The organism is Psychroserpens mesophilus, from assembly GCF_000826645.1.
In the GTDB taxonomy this organism is placed as follows: Bacteria; Bacteroidota; Bacteroidia; order Flavobacteriales; family Flavobacteriaceae; genus Psychroserpens; species Psychroserpens mesophilus.
In genome coordinates, this window is the sequence record NZ_JXJP01000001.1 from 500,596 (window position 1) to 518,339 (window position 17,744).

General features: G+C 33.9%; 18 protein-coding genes and 1 tRNA gene. 9 read left to right on the forward strand and 10 right to left on the reverse strand.

The features are described from left to right. Positions 1–411, reverse strand: coding sequence for a BT0820 family HAD-type phosphatase (locus TD18_RS02155; protein ID WP_040247796.1), 411 nt, complete (start codon positions 409–411; stop codon positions 1–3). Positions 412–461: 50 nt separating this feature from the next. After that, positions 462–1,985, reverse strand: coding sequence for a 2,3-bisphosphoglycerate-independent phosphoglycerate mutase (gpmI, locus tag TD18_RS02160; RefSeq protein ID WP_040247799.1), 1,524 nt, complete (start codon positions 1,983–1,985; stop codon positions 462–464). A 261-nt stretch (positions 1,986–2,246) separates the two neighbouring features. On the opposite strand from gpmI, the gene TD18_RS02165 reads away from it, so the two are divergent. Continuing rightward, positions 2,247–2,633: an ankyrin repeat domain-containing protein gene (locus TD18_RS02165; RefSeq protein WP_040247974.1), complete on the forward strand. Its 387-nt coding sequence runs from the start codon at positions 2,247–2,249 to the stop codon at positions 2,631–2,633. Between the two features lie 85 nt (positions 2,634–2,718). On the opposite strand, the gene TD18_RS02170 is transcribed toward TD18_RS02165, so the two are convergent. Next, positions 2,719–3,489 (reverse strand): M48 family metalloprotease, encoded by a 771-nt coding sequence (locus TD18_RS02170; protein ID WP_040247801.1) that lies wholly within the window; start codon positions 3,487–3,489, stop codon positions 2,719–2,721. A 25-nt stretch (positions 3,490–3,514) separates the two neighbouring features. Next, the gene (locus TD18_RS02175) at positions 3,515–4,249 is read right to left on the reverse strand and encodes a M15 family metallopeptidase (RefSeq protein WP_040247804.1); all 735 of its coding nucleotides are present in this window, start codon (positions 4,247–4,249) and stop codon (positions 3,515–3,517) included. Positions 4,250–4,331: 82 nt separating this feature from the next. Here TD18_RS02175 and TD18_RS02180 point away from each other — a divergent pair, with 82 nt between their 5' ends. After that, positions 4,332–4,757, forward strand: coding sequence for a GNAT family N-acetyltransferase (locus tag TD18_RS02180; protein WP_040247805.1), 426 nt, complete (start codon positions 4,332–4,334; stop codon positions 4,755–4,757). Positions 4,758–4,806: 49 nt separating this feature from the next. Further along, positions 4,807–4,879, forward strand: a tRNA-Gly gene (locus TD18_RS02185). A 33-nt stretch (positions 4,880–4,912) separates the two neighbouring features. Here TD18_RS02185 and pepE read toward each other — a convergent pair. Then, entirely contained in the window at positions 4,913–5,620 is a 708-nt protein-coding gene (pepE, locus tag TD18_RS02190) for a dipeptidase PepE (protein ID WP_040247808.1), read from the reverse strand. A 147-nt stretch (positions 5,621–5,767) separates the two neighbouring features. Here pepE and TD18_RS02195 point away from each other — a divergent pair, with 147 nt between their 5' ends. The 4 genes from TD18_RS02195 to TD18_RS02210 all read left to right on the forward strand — a co-directional run bounded on the left by TD18_RS02195 (position 5,768) and on the right by TD18_RS02210 (position 8,487). Beyond that, positions 5,768–6,580, forward strand: coding sequence for a carboxypeptidase-like regulatory domain-containing protein (locus tag TD18_RS02195; protein ID WP_040247812.1), 813 nt, complete (start codon positions 5,768–5,770; stop codon positions 6,578–6,580). Then, entirely contained in the window at positions 6,567–7,337 is a 771-nt protein-coding gene (locus TD18_RS02200; RefSeq protein ID WP_040247814.1) for a carboxypeptidase-like regulatory domain-containing protein, read from the forward strand. The genes TD18_RS02195 and TD18_RS02200 overlap by 14 nt, the downstream gene beginning before the upstream one ends. Next, entirely contained in the window at positions 7,324–8,124 is an 801-nt protein-coding gene (locus tag TD18_RS02205) for a carboxypeptidase-like regulatory domain-containing protein (protein WP_040247816.1), read from the forward strand. The genes TD18_RS02200 and TD18_RS02205 overlap by 14 nt, the downstream gene beginning before the upstream one ends. Positions 8,125–8,196: 72 nt before the next feature. Next, positions 8,197–8,487, forward strand: coding sequence for a Sec-independent protein translocase subunit TatA/TatB (locus tag TD18_RS02210; RefSeq protein ID WP_394330396.1), 291 nt, complete (start codon positions 8,197–8,199; stop codon positions 8,485–8,487). Between the two features lie 6 nt (positions 8,488–8,493). Here TD18_RS02210 and TD18_RS02215 read toward each other — a convergent pair whose 3' ends face one another. Further along, positions 8,494–9,135: an O-methyltransferase gene (locus tag TD18_RS02215; RefSeq protein WP_040247819.1), complete on the reverse strand. Its 642-nt coding sequence runs from the start codon at positions 9,133–9,135 to the stop codon at positions 8,494–8,496. 116 nt (positions 9,136–9,251) lie between these two features. On the opposite strand from TD18_RS02215, the gene TD18_RS02220 reads away from it, so the two are divergent. Further along, entirely contained in the window at positions 9,252–10,130 is an 879-nt protein-coding gene (locus TD18_RS02220) for an alpha/beta hydrolase (RefSeq protein ID WP_040247821.1), read from the forward strand. A gap of 34 nt (positions 10,131–10,164) precedes the next feature. After that, positions 10,165–10,914, forward strand: a complete 750-nt coding sequence (locus TD18_RS02225; protein ID WP_241480629.1) for an alpha/beta hydrolase — start codon at positions 10,165–10,167, stop codon at positions 10,912–10,914. Positions 10,915–10,998: 84 nt separating this feature from the next. Here TD18_RS02225 and TD18_RS02230 read toward each other — a convergent pair whose 3' ends face one another. From TD18_RS02230 to TD18_RS02245, 4 genes are all read right to left on the reverse strand, one after another. Then, positions 10,999–13,491 (reverse strand): zinc-dependent metalloprotease, encoded by a 2,493-nt coding sequence (locus tag TD18_RS02230; protein WP_040247826.1) that lies wholly within the window; start codon positions 13,489–13,491, stop codon positions 10,999–11,001. Between the two features lie 146 nt (positions 13,492–13,637). Next, a complete protein-coding gene (locus tag TD18_RS02235) occupies positions 13,638–14,888 on the reverse strand; it encodes a fibronectin type III domain-containing protein (RefSeq protein WP_084205817.1) in 1,251 nt (416 codons plus the stop codon). Between the two features lie 168 nt (positions 14,889–15,056). Continuing rightward, on the reverse strand, positions 15,057–16,748 hold the full coding sequence (gene lysS / locus TD18_RS02240; RefSeq protein ID WP_040247829.1) for a lysine--tRNA ligase: 1,692 nt from the start codon (positions 16,746–16,748) through the stop codon (positions 15,057–15,059). A gap of 90 nt (positions 16,749–16,838) precedes the next feature. Next, positions 16,839–17,738: a thioredoxin family protein gene (locus TD18_RS02245; protein WP_040247831.1), complete on the reverse strand. Its 900-nt coding sequence runs from the start codon at positions 17,736–17,738 to the stop codon at positions 16,839–16,841. Between the last annotated feature and the right edge of the window lie 6 nt (positions 17,739–17,744).

Sequence of the window (17,744 nt, forward strand, 5' to 3'; positions counted from 1 at the left end):
TTATTTGAAAAGACCTAAAAATCCTTTTTTACGTTTTGGTTCTTTGATGTCGAGAGTTTGATTGGTTATTAATTGATAAACTTCTCCCCAACCTAGAACACCACCAATATTTCTGTCGTCTATGTATATATCAGCATAAATTTTTCGACTAACCTTATTATCATATTGTTCTTCAGGAAAACTCTGATTTACAGCATAAAATGTAATGCCGTTTTCTTTACAAAATTCAACAGCATCATCAAGTTTAGAACCACTTCTATATGTCCATAGTATCAAACGGTGGCCATCATGTTGTAAACGCTTCATAGTTTCAAAAGCAAAGATTCGGGGTTTTCCTATTTTAGGATAGGCATCTTCAACTATAGTTCCGTCAAAGTCTATTGCAATAACTAGTTTGTCTAAAAAATTCATAGGTTAGTCCTTATACGTGGCAAAAATACAATAAATATCCTTTTTTCGAATTAAAGTGTTACTAATGATTTTTGTGTCATGGCATCAGGTTGTTCAATATCCATGAGCTTAAGAATTGTTGGTGCAATATCACCTAAAATGCCGTCTTTAACTGTGGTATGGTCATTATTTATTAAGATAATAGGAACCGGATTAGTAGTGTGAGCTGTATTAGGCGTTCCATCTGGATTAATCATGGTTTCACAATTGCCATGATCAGCAATTAGTATTGTCGTATAGTCCTTTTCAAGAGCCGTTTGAACAACATCTTTTACACAAATATCTACAGCTTCACAAGCTTTGATAGCGGCATCCATAACTCCTGTATGGCCAACCATATCTCCATTCGCAAAGTTTAAGCATACAAAATCAACTTCCCCTTTTTGAAGTTCGGGAACCAATGCATCACGAAGTTCAAAAGCACTCATCTCAGGTTTTAGATCATATGTAGCTACTTTAGGAGAGTTTCTTAGAATACGTGTTTCGCCTTCAAAAGGTTCCTCGCGTCCTCCAGAAAAGAAAAAGGTGACATGAGGATATTTTTCAGTTTCAGCAATTCTAATTTGTGTTTTATGATGTTTTGCCAATACTTCTCCAAGCGTTTCAGATAGGTTATCTTTATTATAAACTACGTTGATACCTTTATAAGAATCATCATAATTCGTCAAAGTGACATAATACAAATCGAGTTTGTGCATATTTTGCTCATGAAAATCATTTTGCGAAAGCGCTTCCGTAAGTTCTCGACCTCTATCAGTTCTAAAATTAAAGAAGATCACAACATCACCAGATTGTATTTTTCCGACTGGATTGTTGTTCTCATCAACCATGATAATGGGCTTGATAAATTCATCGGTAATATTGTCATCATAACTATTTTGGATGCTGTCTGTTGCATTGTTCGAATGTTCACCAATACCATGAACGATTGCATCGTAAGCTAATTTTATGCGTTCCCAACGTTTATCTCTATCCATGGCGTAATAACGACCTGTAATAGAAGCAAGTTTTGTATTAGTAGTTTTAATATGATTTTCTAAGGAAGTGATAAATCCAAATCCAGATTTTGGATCCACGTCACGACCATCGGTAAATGCATGAATATAGGATTGTTCAACACCTGAATTATGTGCTGCATCAACCAATCCAAATAAATGATTAATATGAGAGTGCACTCCACCATCACTAACCAGTCCTAAAAAATGGACAGGCTTCTTGTTTGTTTTCGCATAGTTGAAGGCCTCTATTAAAACTTTCTCGTCTTTTAATGTGTTATTTTTTACAGCTAAGTTAATTTTAACCAAATCCTGATAGACTATTCTACCAGCACCGAGATTCATATGTCCAACCTCACTATTCCCCATCTGTCCTTCAGGTAGGCCTACGTGAAGTCCATCTGTTCTTAATGAAGCATTAGAATATGTTTTGTACAATGAATCGATAAATGGTGTGTACGCATTGTCTATGGCCGAAACTTTTGGGTCAGGAGATTTTCCCCAACCATCAAGAATCATCAAAATAACTTTTTTGTTCATGTTGTGATATTTAAGTTCAAAGATAAAAGTTTATCAACCTAATTGATAATAATGAACTAAGAAAATATAGGAAATTAATAATGCATTAAGCTTTGATTCAAAAGAGGTTATATGTTTTTTAAAACTTGTGAGGCTCTTAACATATTTGTTTACAAAGAGTTAAAAAAATGTTATTTATGTTTTTTTAGTGTAACACTTATAAAAATTAGTCGTCTATTTATTATAATCAAAAAACAATCAATTAATTTAAAATCTTTCATCATGAAAAAATCAGTAGTTATCGTTGCAATCGCAATGGCATTTTCAGTAACCGCTTTAAATGCAAAAAATGTAATTAGTAATACGTCAACTTATGAAGTTGTTGCTAAAAAATCGAATGTAAGTCCTTTCTGTCTGTCTATTGTAAAAGGCGACATTGAAACCGTTCAGAAATTAATCGATTTAGGCATAAATGTGAATAAAACTTCTCAAGGGTTGACGCCTGCAATGTATGCCGCAAAGTATAATCGTTTAGATATTTTGAAGCTTTTAGTTGAAAATGGTGCTAAATTAAACATTAAAAGTGATAAAGGTATGACTGCAGAAAAGTATGCAGAAGCATCTAATGCACAAGATGCCCTATCATATCTAAGAAATTTAGAGTCGTAAAAAATGTTTAGGTCATTAAAAAATGACAATTATTTTAGTTAGTTAGTTAGTTAGTTAGTTAGTTAGTTCATAAAGACGCTTTATCTCAAAGCGTCTTTTTGTATTTAGCAATAGACTCTTTTATTTTTTCTATTCTGTTTTCTGGATCTGGATGTGTGCTTTGAAATTCTGGAACGCGATTAGGACCTGCAGCAGCTTTTAAAATTTCCATGACATCAATCATTTCTTCCGCTTGATAACCTGCCTTCATCATAAATCTTACGCCTAAATCATCGCTTTCTAACTCATCATCTCGTCCGTTAGTTAATAATGTGTTTTGTCCGATACCACTTACTAAACCTCCAATATCGCCTCCAACAGAACCTGCTGTAGCCAGTCCTTGCCAATATTCACTTTCAGCAATACGCTCAGCACTATGTCTTCCTAAAACGTGTCCGATTTCATGACCTAAAACACCTGCAAGCTGGTCTTCATTTTCTAATTTTGAAAACAGAGCATAGGTAATAAAAATTTGTCCGCCAGGCAACGCAAAAGCATTGATTGCATTAGGATCAGCTAATAAATGAAATTCATACTCATAAGGCGTTGCACTAGCAATACTGCTATTTACCAATTTATTTCCCACATCATCAACCAACGCTTGGTATTGGGTGTTTGGATGCAAACCTCCGTGTTGTTGTGCCATTCCTGGAGCGCTTGCAAGTCCGATTTGTATTTCTTTATCTGGCGTCATCGATATCGTCTGCATACGCCCTGTATATGGATTTTCTTCACGCTGACTACATCTTTTTACAACAAAAAAAAGAGCAATAGCGACACCTATAAGTAATCTGATTTTAAAATTTTTACCTCTCATGATTTCATTAGTTTGTGTTATAAATTTACAAAAGTTCCGGATTTATATCCAAAATATTATTGTTTAAATACTTGGAAATAAATTCTTCAGAAAAATAGGGACTACCCTTTAAATTTTCATTGGTTATAATCTCGTTGATTTTCAAATTTAAATATTGTGATAGATATAAACTTGAAAGTGGTTTATAGCTGTAATGCCAGGGCTCATATTTAAAACCTTTGCGTTGGGATGCATTTGTATATACAAGATAAAACCCGAAAGTATGTGCGTGTTCATCCATCCATTGTTTAAGATTTCTGTAGCAGCCATTCTCTTCAAAATGTTTTGGTTGTAATACAGATGAAGGCTGAGTTACATGAGCATCAATAATATCGAGATCTGTTCCCCAATGATGTCTGGAAGTTCCTGGTATGGTAGAATATTCTATAATTTTGTTGATGCTTTCTTGCGGACTTAAGCCGTTATTAATATTTCTATTGTATTTGCGTTCCCAAATTCTGTTTTGATGTTCATATCCTCTATAACTAGACACAACTTGAATACGAATGTCACTTTTAAGTGCTTCATATTTTAATCGTTCGAAGGCCTCATGAGCTTCTTTTCGCAATTTGTAGCCATTACCATAAAGTTCAGGTTGACCCTTACCGATTAATTCTTTATAACTAAGTCGATTGGTATTAGTTTCAAATGCAAATTGAGGCACTATTGCGAATGCCATTCCTGAAGTTAAAACCGATGTAATAAAATGTCTTCGTTTCAATGTATTTTGGATAAAGTTACAAGTGAATTTACTAATTCATTTTTAGTTAAAAATAGTTATATTCACTTTAAAATTAATTAACATGTCATTTCAGTTTCAAATTTTAGAGCCTTCAAATATACATGACATCATACCATTGATACAGCAATTAACGAGCCATAATTGTTCTGAAATGGTACTAAAAGAACGTTTTTCAGACATGGTTACTGAAAATTATGAATGTGCTGTAATTTATAACCAAGACAAATTAATTGGAGTGTCAGGTCTCTGGTATTGCACGCGACATTATACAGGAAAAAGTGTAGAACTAGATCATGTTTATATTGTTGAAGACTACAGAAGTCAAGGTTTGGGCAAACAGTTTTTAGAATGGATTTACAATCATGTGAAGGCTAGAGGTGTTGTTACTGCTGAATTGAATACCTATGTTCATAATTATCCATCCCATAAATTTTACTACAATGAAGGGTTTGAAATTTTAGGCTATCATTTTTTGAAAAAGCTATAGATTTATTTTTGAAATGAACATTGAGTTTATTTATATTTGCGCTCGGAATGCGAGAGTAGCTCAGTTGGTAGAGCGTCAGCCTTCCAAGCTGAATGTCGCCGGTTCGAACCCGGTCTCTCGCTCAAGAAGCTTCATCTAAAACGGTGAGGCTTTTTTTATCGTAATGTATTTAACTCTGTTTCGGGTTCAACCTCATAAGGTGTTTTGTTTTGCTCAAAAATACGAGCAGTGAGTTGTCCTTTTAAAACAATAGAATCACCTTGAACTGATAACCAACTTCCTTCGCGAATGCCAACCACAGGCGGAGTATTAAACGCATGAAATTCTTTGATGCGAGTTTCTCTGGTTTCGCCTTTATGAGTGCTTTTTGGATCTGGATCAAGATAATGTGGATTGATATTAAAAGGCACTAAACCAAGGGTTTTAAAACTTGGCGGATACACAATTGGCATATCGTTGGTGGTGTTTATAGTGAGTCCGCAAATATTACTTCCAGCACTAGTTCCCAGATAAGGTGTTCCAGAATTAACCGCTTCTTTAATAGATGCTAATAAGTCATTTTTATAAAGCTGATTCACCAAAACAAAAGTATTTCCACCACCAGTAAAAATAGCATGAGCTTGCGCTATGGCAGCTTTAGGATTTTCAAATTCGTGAATACCTTTAGCAACCTTTCCAATTTGACTGAATGCTTTATTGACATTCGACGTGTATTCATCATGACTAATTCCGCCAGGTCTTGCATAAGGAATAAAAAGTATTTCCGAAGTGCCTTTAAAAAAAACAGAGAGTTCTTCTAATAAATATTCTAGAGGACCGCTACCATGAATGGTCGATGTACTTGCTATAATGATATTTTTCATTGAAAAAAATTAAAACTATTAAGCCATATTTCAGACTTCAAGTTATTTATTGTAAATTTAAGTAAACCTTTAATTTAACAAAAGTTTACAAGGCTTAATGTTGAAATTAAATCCAGACAATTTATTTTTATAGTAAATAACTAACCTATGAAAAAGCTCATACCAATACTACTATTTTGCCTAAGTTTTTATGCGACATCACAAGAGGTCAAACGCGTGGTTGTTGAAGGAACAATAATCGTTGAAGGTAATGATATTGAAGGCATAACCGTTTACAATACATCATCAAATAAAGGTACTGTGACTGATGAAAATGGTAAATTCTCAATCGCTGTTGCTTTGAATGATTTTATTGAAGTTAGAGCGTTACAGTATCAAAATTTTGATTTCAAAGTTAGTGAGGCTATTTTAAAATCAAAGCGTATTCGTGTTATTCTTATTGAAGAAATTAACAAACTTGACGAGGTATTAGTCATGACGAAAAGCCTTTCAGGAGATTTAGATACCGATATTACCAGTGTAAAAACATTCAACCCAAAATTAGATGCGCTTTACTTCGGAATAAAGAAAAGTGATGAATATGAATTTACTGATGATAACAGGACCGAAATAAATAATATAGCCTTGCACTCTCAATCACAAACTATGGTGAATGGTTTAAATATTCGTAATGTCGTAGATCAAATATTATTACCATTATTCAGATCTAAAGTAAAAGACAAAGAATCGGTTGGGATTTCAGAAGTACCAGTGAGTGCGATAAAATACTATTTTGGATCTTCGTTTTTAGTAGATAATTTCGGAATTCCTGAGCATCGCGTTGAAGAATTTATTAGATATGTTGAGGATGATGAAAAATTTGATTTCACCTTGCTTAATTACGGAAAAGAGTTAGAATTCCTTGAAGTTCTCAGTCAGAAGAGTAAAACATTCTTAGAGAAAAAGAATGCTACCGATTAAAAAAGCTATTATTTTAATTTTATGTATATCCAAATTTGGATTTTTATGTTCTCAATCAACTGAAATACGTGGTAAAGTAACGGCTAGTTCAGATATTGATCGAATTCACATTATTAACAAAACAGCAAATAGATTTACCATTACAAATGATGATGGTGAGTTTGAAATTTCTGCTTCAATAAACGATACCATTTTAATTTCTGCCATTCAGTATAAGCCTTTAGAAATTTTAGTCACGCCATTTATGATGCAATCTAAATTCATTTCGGCACATCTAACAGATAAAATAACAGAATTAGATGAGGTTGTTATTGGTAAAATACTAACAGGAGATTTATTATCTGATATTGAAAATAGTGACAAAAAGCGAGATCTTAATTTTTACGATTTAGGCATTCCAGGTTATACAGGAAAACTAAAAACACAATCTGAAAGACGATTGCATGAAGCAACTACAGGAAGTGGATTAGTGCCTTTAAATCCTATACTAAACTGGCTTTCCGGACGAACAAAAGAATTGAAAGGACAAATAGCAATGGAGAACATTGACAATGCCATGGATAAAACCAAATCTAATTTGTCTGAATTATTATTCAATACTAAAGTTCTTGAGGAATCAAAGCGAGTGGAATTCTTTTATTTTGTTAGCGATGATCCAAATTTTTTGCCATTAAGTAAATTAAATAATGATTTGAAAATGCTGGAGTTTTTACAAAAGAAACTGGAAGAATTTAAAATGCAAATTGAAGACGATTAAGTACATACTGCTATGGTTTGTTGCTAGTCTTAGTGCTTTTGTCGGAATGGCTCAGTCCATCGATTTAAAAGGGCAAGTAAAAGCGAGCTCTGAGATTGAAGGAATTCATGTTTTAAATATTTCTGCTGAAGAATATACCATAACCAACCAACAAGGAGCTTTCGAAATTCCTGTAAAAATTAGCGATACTATTTTGGTATCAAGCGTGCAGTACATTCCAAAAACAATTGTGATCACTGAAGACATTATAAGTTCAAAATTTATAAACGTTAAACTCGAAGATCGAATCAATGAATTAGATGAAGTCGTTGTTGGGAAAGTACTCACAGGCGATTTATTATCTGATATTAAAAATAGCGATGCTAAACCAGATATTAATTTTTATGATGTAGGAATTCCGGGTTATACGGGAAAACCTAAAACCCAAAAAGAGCGACGCGTAATAGAAGCCGATGGCGGAAAGTTTGTGTATTACTATGGCTTAATAGCGACCATTAATATCCATAAAATATTGAATCGAATCTCAGGACGAACAAAAAAACTCAAACACATCGTCAGGTTAGAAGAACAGGATGCTTGTATGAATAAAGCTATTGCTGAATTATCTGATGAACTTTTTGGTCATATAGAATTAGATGAAGCGTTGAAAAGGGAGTTTTTCTATTATGCTTCAGAAGATCCTGGATTTTTAGATGTTTGTAATTTGAATAGCGATATAAAACTCTTTGAATTTTTAATTGATAAACTTTTAGCCTTTAATATTCAAGTTGAAAGTGGAAAGGACTAAAATAGAAAGTAGTATAAAAATAATTTAGCTATCAATCTCCAACCAATCCAAACATCTTAGTATATTTGCATTGTGAATACATTAGCAATATATTTATTTATAGGAACCACAGAAATCATGTTCATACTATTTATAGCTGTGATGGTCTTTGGTGCAGATAAAATACCTGAAGTTGCAAGAGGTTTAGGTAAAGGAATGCGTAGTCTAAGAGACGCATCAAATGATATTAAATCTGAAATTAAAAAATCATCTACTGAAGGTAATAAGATAGAAACTAATGTCACTCAAAGCATTAAAGAAGAAATCACTAAGGTCAAAGATGAAATTGAAGATTTCTCAGGATCTATAAAAAGAGAGCAATAGACTTAATTATTTTTTCCGACTCACAGTCAATCCGTCACGAATAGGTAACATGACTGTTTCAATACGAGAATCTTCCTTTAAAAGTGTATTGAAATCCAAAACGGCCTTTGTAGACATATCTTTGTCATCCAACGGTTCTATTACTTTTCCATGCCACAGCACATTATCAGAAAGAATAATACCACCAGGATTCATTTTATCGATAATCAAGTGGAAATAATTGGAATAATTAGGTTTGTCAGCGTCAATAAAAACCAAATCATAAGTATGTTCTAGTAACGGAATAAGTTCTAATGCGCTTCCCAAATGTTGATTGATTTGCTTTCCATATGCCGATTGATCAAAGTATTTGCGTTGAAAATCCACTAATTCTTCATTTACATCAATGGTGTCTATGTGGCCATCATTTTGTAAACCTTCAGCTAAACACAATGTAGCATAACCCGTAAATGTACCTAATTCTAAAATTGTTTTAGGCGATTTTAATTTCGATATCATACTTAGCACTCGACCTTGATATGGTCCACTTAACATGATAGGTTGCAAAATTTTCTGATAGGTTTCTCTAGTGAGTTGCTGTAGCAATTCAGGTTCTTCCTGAGAATGTGCTACGACATAATCATCTAATTTTTCTGGTAAAAAATACATGTTGTTTTAATTGATTTACAAAGTAAGCGATTTTAACTAACATAAACTTAGCTGTAAGCTTTCAAAATAAGATTCTGAATTAATTTCCTATCTTGTATCTACTTAAAACCCTCAGCATGCCATATTGGTTGTCAATAGTTATTACAGTATTAGCTATTTATTTAGCTATTAGTATTGCACTGTACTATCTGCAAGACTATATGCTCTTTAAGCCTGAAAAATTGCCTAAAGATTTTCAGTTTGATTATGAAAACCAAAGCACCAAAGAGTATAATTTAGAAACTAGAGATGGCGCAGTTATTAATGGGTTACGATTTTTTCCGAAAGGTGAAAGTAAAGGTGTGGTGTTATACCTTAAAGGGAATTCGAAAAGTATAAAGGGTTGGGGAAAATTTGCTGTAGATTTTACAAGACATGGTTATGATGTTTTGATGGTAGATTATCGAGGCTTTGGAAAAAGCACTGGCAGACGTTCTCAAAAGGCAATTAAACGTGATTTACAGCTGATATATAATAAACTTAAGGAATTAACAACCGAGAATCATATCATTCTCTACGGAAGATCTTTGGGTTCAGGATTTGCCGCAAAGTTGGCATCTATGAATCATCCTAAGATGCTTATTTTAGATGCTCCTTATTATAGTTTAACTAAGGTTACTGCGCGCTATGCACCATTTATGCCTTTGTCACTTCTGATGAAATATCCTTTGCCAACTTACAAATGGCTAAAATATGTGCAATGTCCAATACATATCATCCATGGAACACATGATAAATTAATTCCTTATAAAACAAGTGTGAAATTGTCTTTAGTGAATCCTAATCTTACAAAATTGCATACTGTTATTGGTGGTGGACATAAAAACTTAAATAATTTTGAGTCTTATCATAGTATGTTAGACGATATTATCAATAAAGCACCAAAAACAATAGATTTAAAAACCACAAGTATTAATGTCATTCACTCCTCAAAACCGACTAAAAAGAAGGCTTAGCCGAGTTCTTAAAATTTTAGTAGTACTCTATATTATGATTGGAGCCTCACTTTATTTTTTACAAGAAAAGATTTTGTTTTTGCCTTCAACTTTGGCTCAGGATTATCAATATGATTTCAGATATCCTTTTGAAGAGTTGTTTTTTGAAACTGCTGAAAATGTATCCATTAATGCCATTCATTTTAAGTCGGAAAACCCTAAAGGTGTGATATTATATTTTCACGGAAATGCAGGTGATTTGAGTCGCTGGGGAATTATTGGAGAGCATTTTGTATCTCTAAATTATGATGTGCTTATTATGGATTACAGAACCTATGGAAAAAGTACAGGAACCTTAAGTGAACAAGGGTTTTATGATGATGCAGACTTTTGTTACAACTATCTATTGAAGTTCTACTCTGAAGACGATATTGTGTTATATGGCCGCTCTTTAGGTACAGGAATTGCTACATATTTAGCCTCAAAACATCAGCCAAGACAACTCATTTTAGAAACACCTTATTACAGTATTTTAGATGTGGCAAAACATCGCTTTCCAATATTTCCAGTGTCTGCATTGCTGAAGTATAAGTTTCCTTCAAATGAATTTATTACTAAGGTAAATTGCCCAATTACCATGTTTCACGGCACAGATGATAATGTAATCCCTTATAGTTCTGCTCAAAAGTTAAAAGCAGTGTCTCCAAAATTACTTACTCATTTCATTACCATTGATGGAGGAGAGCACAACAATCTCATTAGTTTCGAGAATTATAAAGATGGAATTATCTCAATTTTAGAATAAAAAAAGCTCCAGATGTCTCTGAAGCTTTTTGGTATCTCATCTTGTCTAAAGTTCTAAACGTTCTAAGACGTTTTACAATCTATGTTATCCGTTCGGATTTAAAATAGCATCAATTCGTTCTAAGGCATCAGCAATATGAATTCTACTCATAGCATCTGCTCCACGAGCTGAACGTAATTGGCTTTGTAATGTTTTTAATTCGGCTCTCACAACAGCTCTTATATCAGATTGACTGGTGTTTACAGCAGTAGCTTTGATATAAGGACTAGGTGAACGTCCACTTTGGTTTTCAGCAGTCATTAGATAGGCTAGCCTGTCAATATGAGCACGTTGTAAATTACGTCTGTAGGTATCAATACGTTTACCTGTGCGTAATTCACTCCAAATACCTTGACGCAAATCTTTCATCATATCGGTAAGCGCATAAGCTTGGTTTCCATTAAACGTTTCTGCTTCAGTTAAACGTTGCATTTTACCTAAGCTCATAATATTATTTAAAGTTCTTACCTGTAACCCACGAACGCGTTCTACAGAACCTGAATATTCTATACGATCAAAAATAGTCTTATCAATTAACCAGTCAGGCGTATCAAATAAATTTTCTTGAATAAATTTCATTGCGCGTTGTTGGTGCTCTTTTGGAACTGGAGTGTAAACAGCACCTGGCTGGTCAGCAGCTTTGTAATGTTCGTACACACCACCAATGTTATTAGAAACGTGTCCCATATAACGTCTGAACTGTGACAATACATGGCCATACATTTCTTGTAAATCATCATAATCTTCTCCAGCTTCAGTCGTCCAATCAATTAAATTAGGAACGATACGCTTTAAGTTTTTAATACCGTAGTCACTAGCTAGCATAGCATCATCTCCTAAATCTTCAGTTTGAGAACTAGGATCGTGAACATCACCTACTTGTTGATGGCCAAAGCGATACATTGGATCACCTGCATGTTCTAAAATCCACTGATTTAAAATCGGTTTTTCTTCTTCCGCAGATTTATCTAAAATTGGTCTGTAACCCCAAGAAATGGCATATTTATCATAAACACCAATATCTGGCATTAAAGCTACGCCTTCATCACCAGGTTGAGCAATATAATTGAAACGTGCATAATCCATAATTGAAGGTGCAGTTCCAAATTCTTGAGTGAAGGCCGCATCACGTAATTTTTCAACCGGATAAGCTACACTACTTCCCATGTTATGAGGTAAACCTAATGTATGTCCAACTTCATGAGCAGATACAAAACGTATTAGACGTCCCATAACATCATCTTTAAATTGCGGACTTTGAGCATCAGGATTTATGGCAGCAGTTTGTACGAAAAACCAACCACGTAATAAGGTCATTACATTATGATACCAGTTGATATCACTCTCTAGAATTTCACCAGTTCTTGGATCACTAACGTGAGGACCATTTGCATTTGGAATTGGTGACGCCAAATAGCGTACTACAGAATAACGTACATCTTCAGGACTCCACTCTGGGTCTTCTTCAGCAGTTGGAGGATCCTTTGCAATAATAGCATCTTTAAAACCAGCAGCTTCAAAAGCAACTTGCCAGTCTTCAATACCTTGTTTTAGGTATTTTCGCCATTTTACAGGAGTCGCTCTGTCTATGTAATACACAATTTGTTTCTTTGGAACTACAAGTTCTCCACGTTTAAATTTCTCAATATCTTCATCTCTTACCTCAAGTCTCCAACGGTCTAAATATTCTACTGACTTACTTTTTTGTTCATCTAAGCCATAATCTGTTTGGCTACTTGTAAACCAACCTACACGTTCATCAAAATAACGACGTTTCATTGGGTTTTCAGGAAGTAAAATCATTGAATTATTAATTTCAATAGAAATACTTCCAGTGCTGTAATTAGAAGGAGGAGCACCAGCAGCATATGTTTTTACGTGCCTTGCTTCAATATTTTTTGGATAACTCTTAATGCTTTCAATGAATGATTTGTCACTTTCCAATCGTGTCACTTTATAAGGTTTTCTTCTATAATCTGGTAACCCCAAAGATTTTACATCTTTTTCAAATAAAGGTGTCACATCTACAACTGTACTCGTTGAGTCTTTACCAATAGCTTTAATAGGAAATGTAAAAAGGACAGGTTCAAAATTCGAATTCTCTACGGCTTCTCTTACAGGAAGTGAATCTGCTGCAAATACATTATAGGAAACCACGCGCAGGATCACTTTTTTGCCTTTTTTCTGCCAGCGTAATACTTGTTCATTTTGCTTTCCACCACCAAAGCCTAAGCCACTGGCAGTTTTAGCAATACGAGTTACCATAAGCATTTCGCGATCAAAAAGTGAATCTGGAATTTCGTAAAAGAAGTTTTCATCAATAGTGTGAACAGTAAATAAGCCTTCATCACTCTTAGCGTCTTTTGTAATGATCTTATTATAGGGTTGAATGTCGTCTTTACCAGGCTTTTTTGCTGGTTTACTGGCAGCTGTAGTAGCACCTTTTTTAGATTTACTCGCTTCTTTTGTAGAGGAGCATGATACAATCAAAAAAACCGATACTACAAAAAGTAGTTTATAGGAGAGTTGTTTCAAAATAGTTGAATTTTAAATTAGTACGTGAAAATAAGAAATCTTGATTAAGTTAGCTTCAGTAGAATTACTTTTAATACTTTTTTAACGAAATAAAAATGCCACTCAAAGAGTGGCATAAATGTTTTAAAATTAAATTAATTCTTAATGATTTACTCTAATGAGTTTATGTATTCTACCAACAAACTAACACCTTCATCGTGAAGTATTGTAGTTCCAATTAGTGGCATTCCATATTCAGGAATTGTATTTTGAATTCTGGCTAGAATACTGTTTCTTCTTTCAGAAATATTAGATTCTACATAGTCTGTTTCGTAAGACAGCCTCAATATAGATTGTGTATCACAAAAACCACCTTCAATATGACAATGCGCACAATTAATATCTAAATAAGCTCTAGCTCTTCTGGTTAATCCTAAACTTGTATCTTCCCAATCTGGTAATACACTTACAGTTGCAGGATCTGTCAATCCGTCAAGCATTTCGTTATCAATTAGAGCTTGTAGTTGATTTGATCCATTAACATTGAAGTTCATCGTTCTTAATTTCGGACCAATTGGAGTTGTTTGCGAGTTGTTACTATGACAAGTAAAACAGTCTGTGCTCGATGGTATTTCGTAATTAACACTTTGCGATTCTCCAGCAGTATTTATCCAAGTCACTGGAACAACTGCTCCATCAGTATCTAATACAGCATCGGTTTGAGATTCATTCCATTTGTAATTTCCAAGTTCCCAAGACCCATTTATTTTGATTAGTAATCTGGTTTCAATAATTTTTTTTCCTTGAGATAAATCTGTGTCATCGTTATTGTAATAAAACGTTTTTGCCATTACAGTATTATCTGGAAATAAAGGAAACCCATCACCATTATACATCATTTTTTCACCTTCTGGTAATGCAATTAAGCGCTGTTTAGTTGCATAATCGGTAAATAATTTTGTATTTAAATCGTAATTGAAAGCCAAAGGAGAGGGTTGTAAATCGCCTAAGTTTCCAGAGAATAAATTTAATTCGGATAGATTAGGTTTGAATTCTGGAACAACTGGTAACGTTGCAGTTGTAAAACTGTAAACATTTGTGTACATGCTTAGGTTGTCGGTATTACACACGACTTGTACATAAACATCGTAAGTTGTTTCAGGTAATAAGTTTTGTAAATCTACGGTTGTATCACTCTCAATAAGTGTTGTTCCTGAACCTATTGCAAATCCGGAAATACCATATTCTACAAAATAAGATCCTGCATTATTTGGGTCATTCCAAGCAATAGTTGCTGAGGTTGTTGTGATGTTTGTTGCAGAAATATTTGTTGCTTTATCGCAAGCAGCAATAAGATCGTCGTCATTGTTGCAAGAGCATAGAATAATGGCAAATGTAAACAGGAAACTAAGTTTTTTCATAATTTGGGTAAATTTTACTGATCAATAGCTGATTGCGAATGTAGTAAAAAAGTTTTTTACTCAAATATTAAATCGTTATGAAGTTACTTTTAACCTTTGAAATAAAGCAATTTAGATTGGATAAAAATTAAAATTAGGTTGACTTAAATAAAAATCAATGTCTATTTTTTAAAGTATTTCTACAAATAAGCCGTCATCATTCTTAACCACTTTTGCAACTTTTTTACTTGTTAAGCCTTTAATGGTTTTGTCCCATTTTTTGTTGCTCAAGCCAGATTGTGTTTTTAAGTCGTTTAAATCGATTGGAGAATTAGATTTTAACAGTTGAAATACTCCTTTTTCATCTTCGGTCATTTCAACCTGTTTGCGTTCTGGTCGCATTTGAGGGAAAAATAACACTTCTTGAATGGACTGATTATTTGTTAAAAACATGATGAGTCTATCCATTCCAATTCCCATTCCAGATGTTGGAGGCATCCCATATTCTAGAGCACGTAGGAAATCATAATCAATAAATTCAGTTGCTTCATCATCACCTTTTGCTGCCAGTTTTAACTGGTGTTCAAAACGTTCACGTTGATCAATCGGGTCGTTCAGCTCAGAGTAGGCATTTGCGATTTCTTTTCCGCAGACCATCAACTCAAAACGTTCAGTTAATTCTGGATTGTCTCGATGTTCTTTACACAATGGACTCATTTCTTTAGGATAGTCTGTGATGAAGGTTGGTTGAATGTAATTACCTTCACATTTCTCACCAAAAATTTCATCAATCAGTTTTCCTTTACCCATGGTTTCGTCAATGTCAATTCCCATGTCTTTGGCAGCTTGACGAATTTCAGCTTCAGATTTTCCAGTGATATCAAAACCTGTAAAATGCTTTATAGAATCTGCCATTGTTACACGAGCGTAAGGTGCTTTAAAGTCAATTTTATGCTCTCCAAAAGTTGCTTCAGTAGTGCCATTTACAGCCATGGCACAATATTCTAAAAGGCGCTCACAGAAATCCATCATCCAGTTATAATCTTTGTATGACACATAGATTTCCATAGCTGTAAATTCAGGGTTATGTGTTCTGTCCATACCTTCATTTCTGAAGTTTTTAGAAAACTCATATACACCATCGAAACCACCAACAATCAGACGTTTTAGATACAATTCGTTTGCAATTCGCATGTACAACGGAATATCCAAACTGTTATGATGTGTAATAAATGGTCGTGCTGCCGCTCCTCCTGGAATCGGTTGTAAGATTGGTGTTTCAACTTCAAAATAACCAGCTTTATTAAAGAAGTCACGCATGGCATTAAAAAGCTTCGTACGCTTTACAAACACGTCTTTTACATGTGGATTCACGACTAAATCAGCATAACGTTGTCTGTATCGTTGTTCAGCATCAGTGAAAGCATCGTGTACTTTTCCTTCGCTATCAACTCTTGGTTGAGGTAGTGGTTTAAGCGCTTTACTTAAAAGTGTAAAGTCTTTAACCATGACTGTTTTTTCACCAACTTTGGTCGTAAACAATTCACCCTCAACACCTATAAAATCGCCAATGTCTAATAGTTTTTTATAAACATCATTGTATTTGCTTTTGTCGTCTCCAGAACAGATTTCGTCTCTATTAAAATACACTTGAATTCTACCAGCACTATCCTGTAATTCAGCAAAACTTGCATTCCCTTGAATACGACGAGACATTAATCGGCCAGCAATAATAACCTTTTTTCCTTCCTCAAAGGTGTCTTTAACTTGTTTTGATGTATGATTTACAGGGAATAAATCTGCAGGATAAGGATTAATACCTAAGGCTTTTATTTTGGCGAGTTTTTCGCGTCTTACTATTTCGTGTTCTGAAAGCTGCATGCTAAATGTATTTTTGAGGTGCAAAATTACATTTTTTACAAGAATTAACGTAAAAAACCATTAGGTTTTATATTCCTAATGGTCATTTTGTTATAGAGATGATTTATCCTGTTTTAAATCTTTTAAACTATCCATTAAATCTTGGTTTTCAGGAAATTGTTTAATAGCTTCTTCAATGACTTTGATAGCCTCTTTTGTTTGTCCGTTAGCATCTAACACAATAGACAAGCTTTCGTAAGTTCTTACGCTGTCTGGAAACAACTTGGCGTTCATTTTACAAACTTCTATGGCTTCATTTAGTCTGTTCGTTGTATATAACGTACGTGCATAGGTGTTTAATTCAGACATGCTGGATGTTTTTTCTTTAAAGCTTTTGATTAATTTTTTGCTCTGTTTTTTCAATCCATTTAATCCGTATTCTTTTAAGATGTTATCAACTTTCACAACAATTTCATAATTAGACTGATAGTTGTTATTAGTGATAATATTCAGAATATCCTTTTCTAATGTTTCAACAGGATGTTCTACAATGCGATTGACCTCTTTCCTGTTTTTATAAAAAATGAAGGTTGGAACACGATGAATGTTCAATCCTGCTTCATAGTGATTTGGGCTTTGTTTATACATGTCAGATTTTCGACTGAGTGCTATAACAGTAAGTTGATCTTCAGGAAAATTGCAGGCTTCCAAAATTTTATAAAAGCGAGGCACTTCTTTTTTGCTATCGCCACACCAAGTTCCCATAAACATGGTGATTTGATAGTCTTTAAGTCTAGAACGTATGGCTTCAATACTGGCTTGGTCTAGTTCATAATCTTCATAGTTTTTTGAAAACCATTCATTATAATTCTCTGAAGTTAAACCGTTTTTATCGATTTTTCCCAGTAAAAATGGTGTTTCCTCATCTATGATGATTTCTTTATTGAGGTCTTGTGCAGAAGTAAGAATTGAAGATAACACTGCCGCAAAAATTAAGATATAGTTTTTCATGACGTT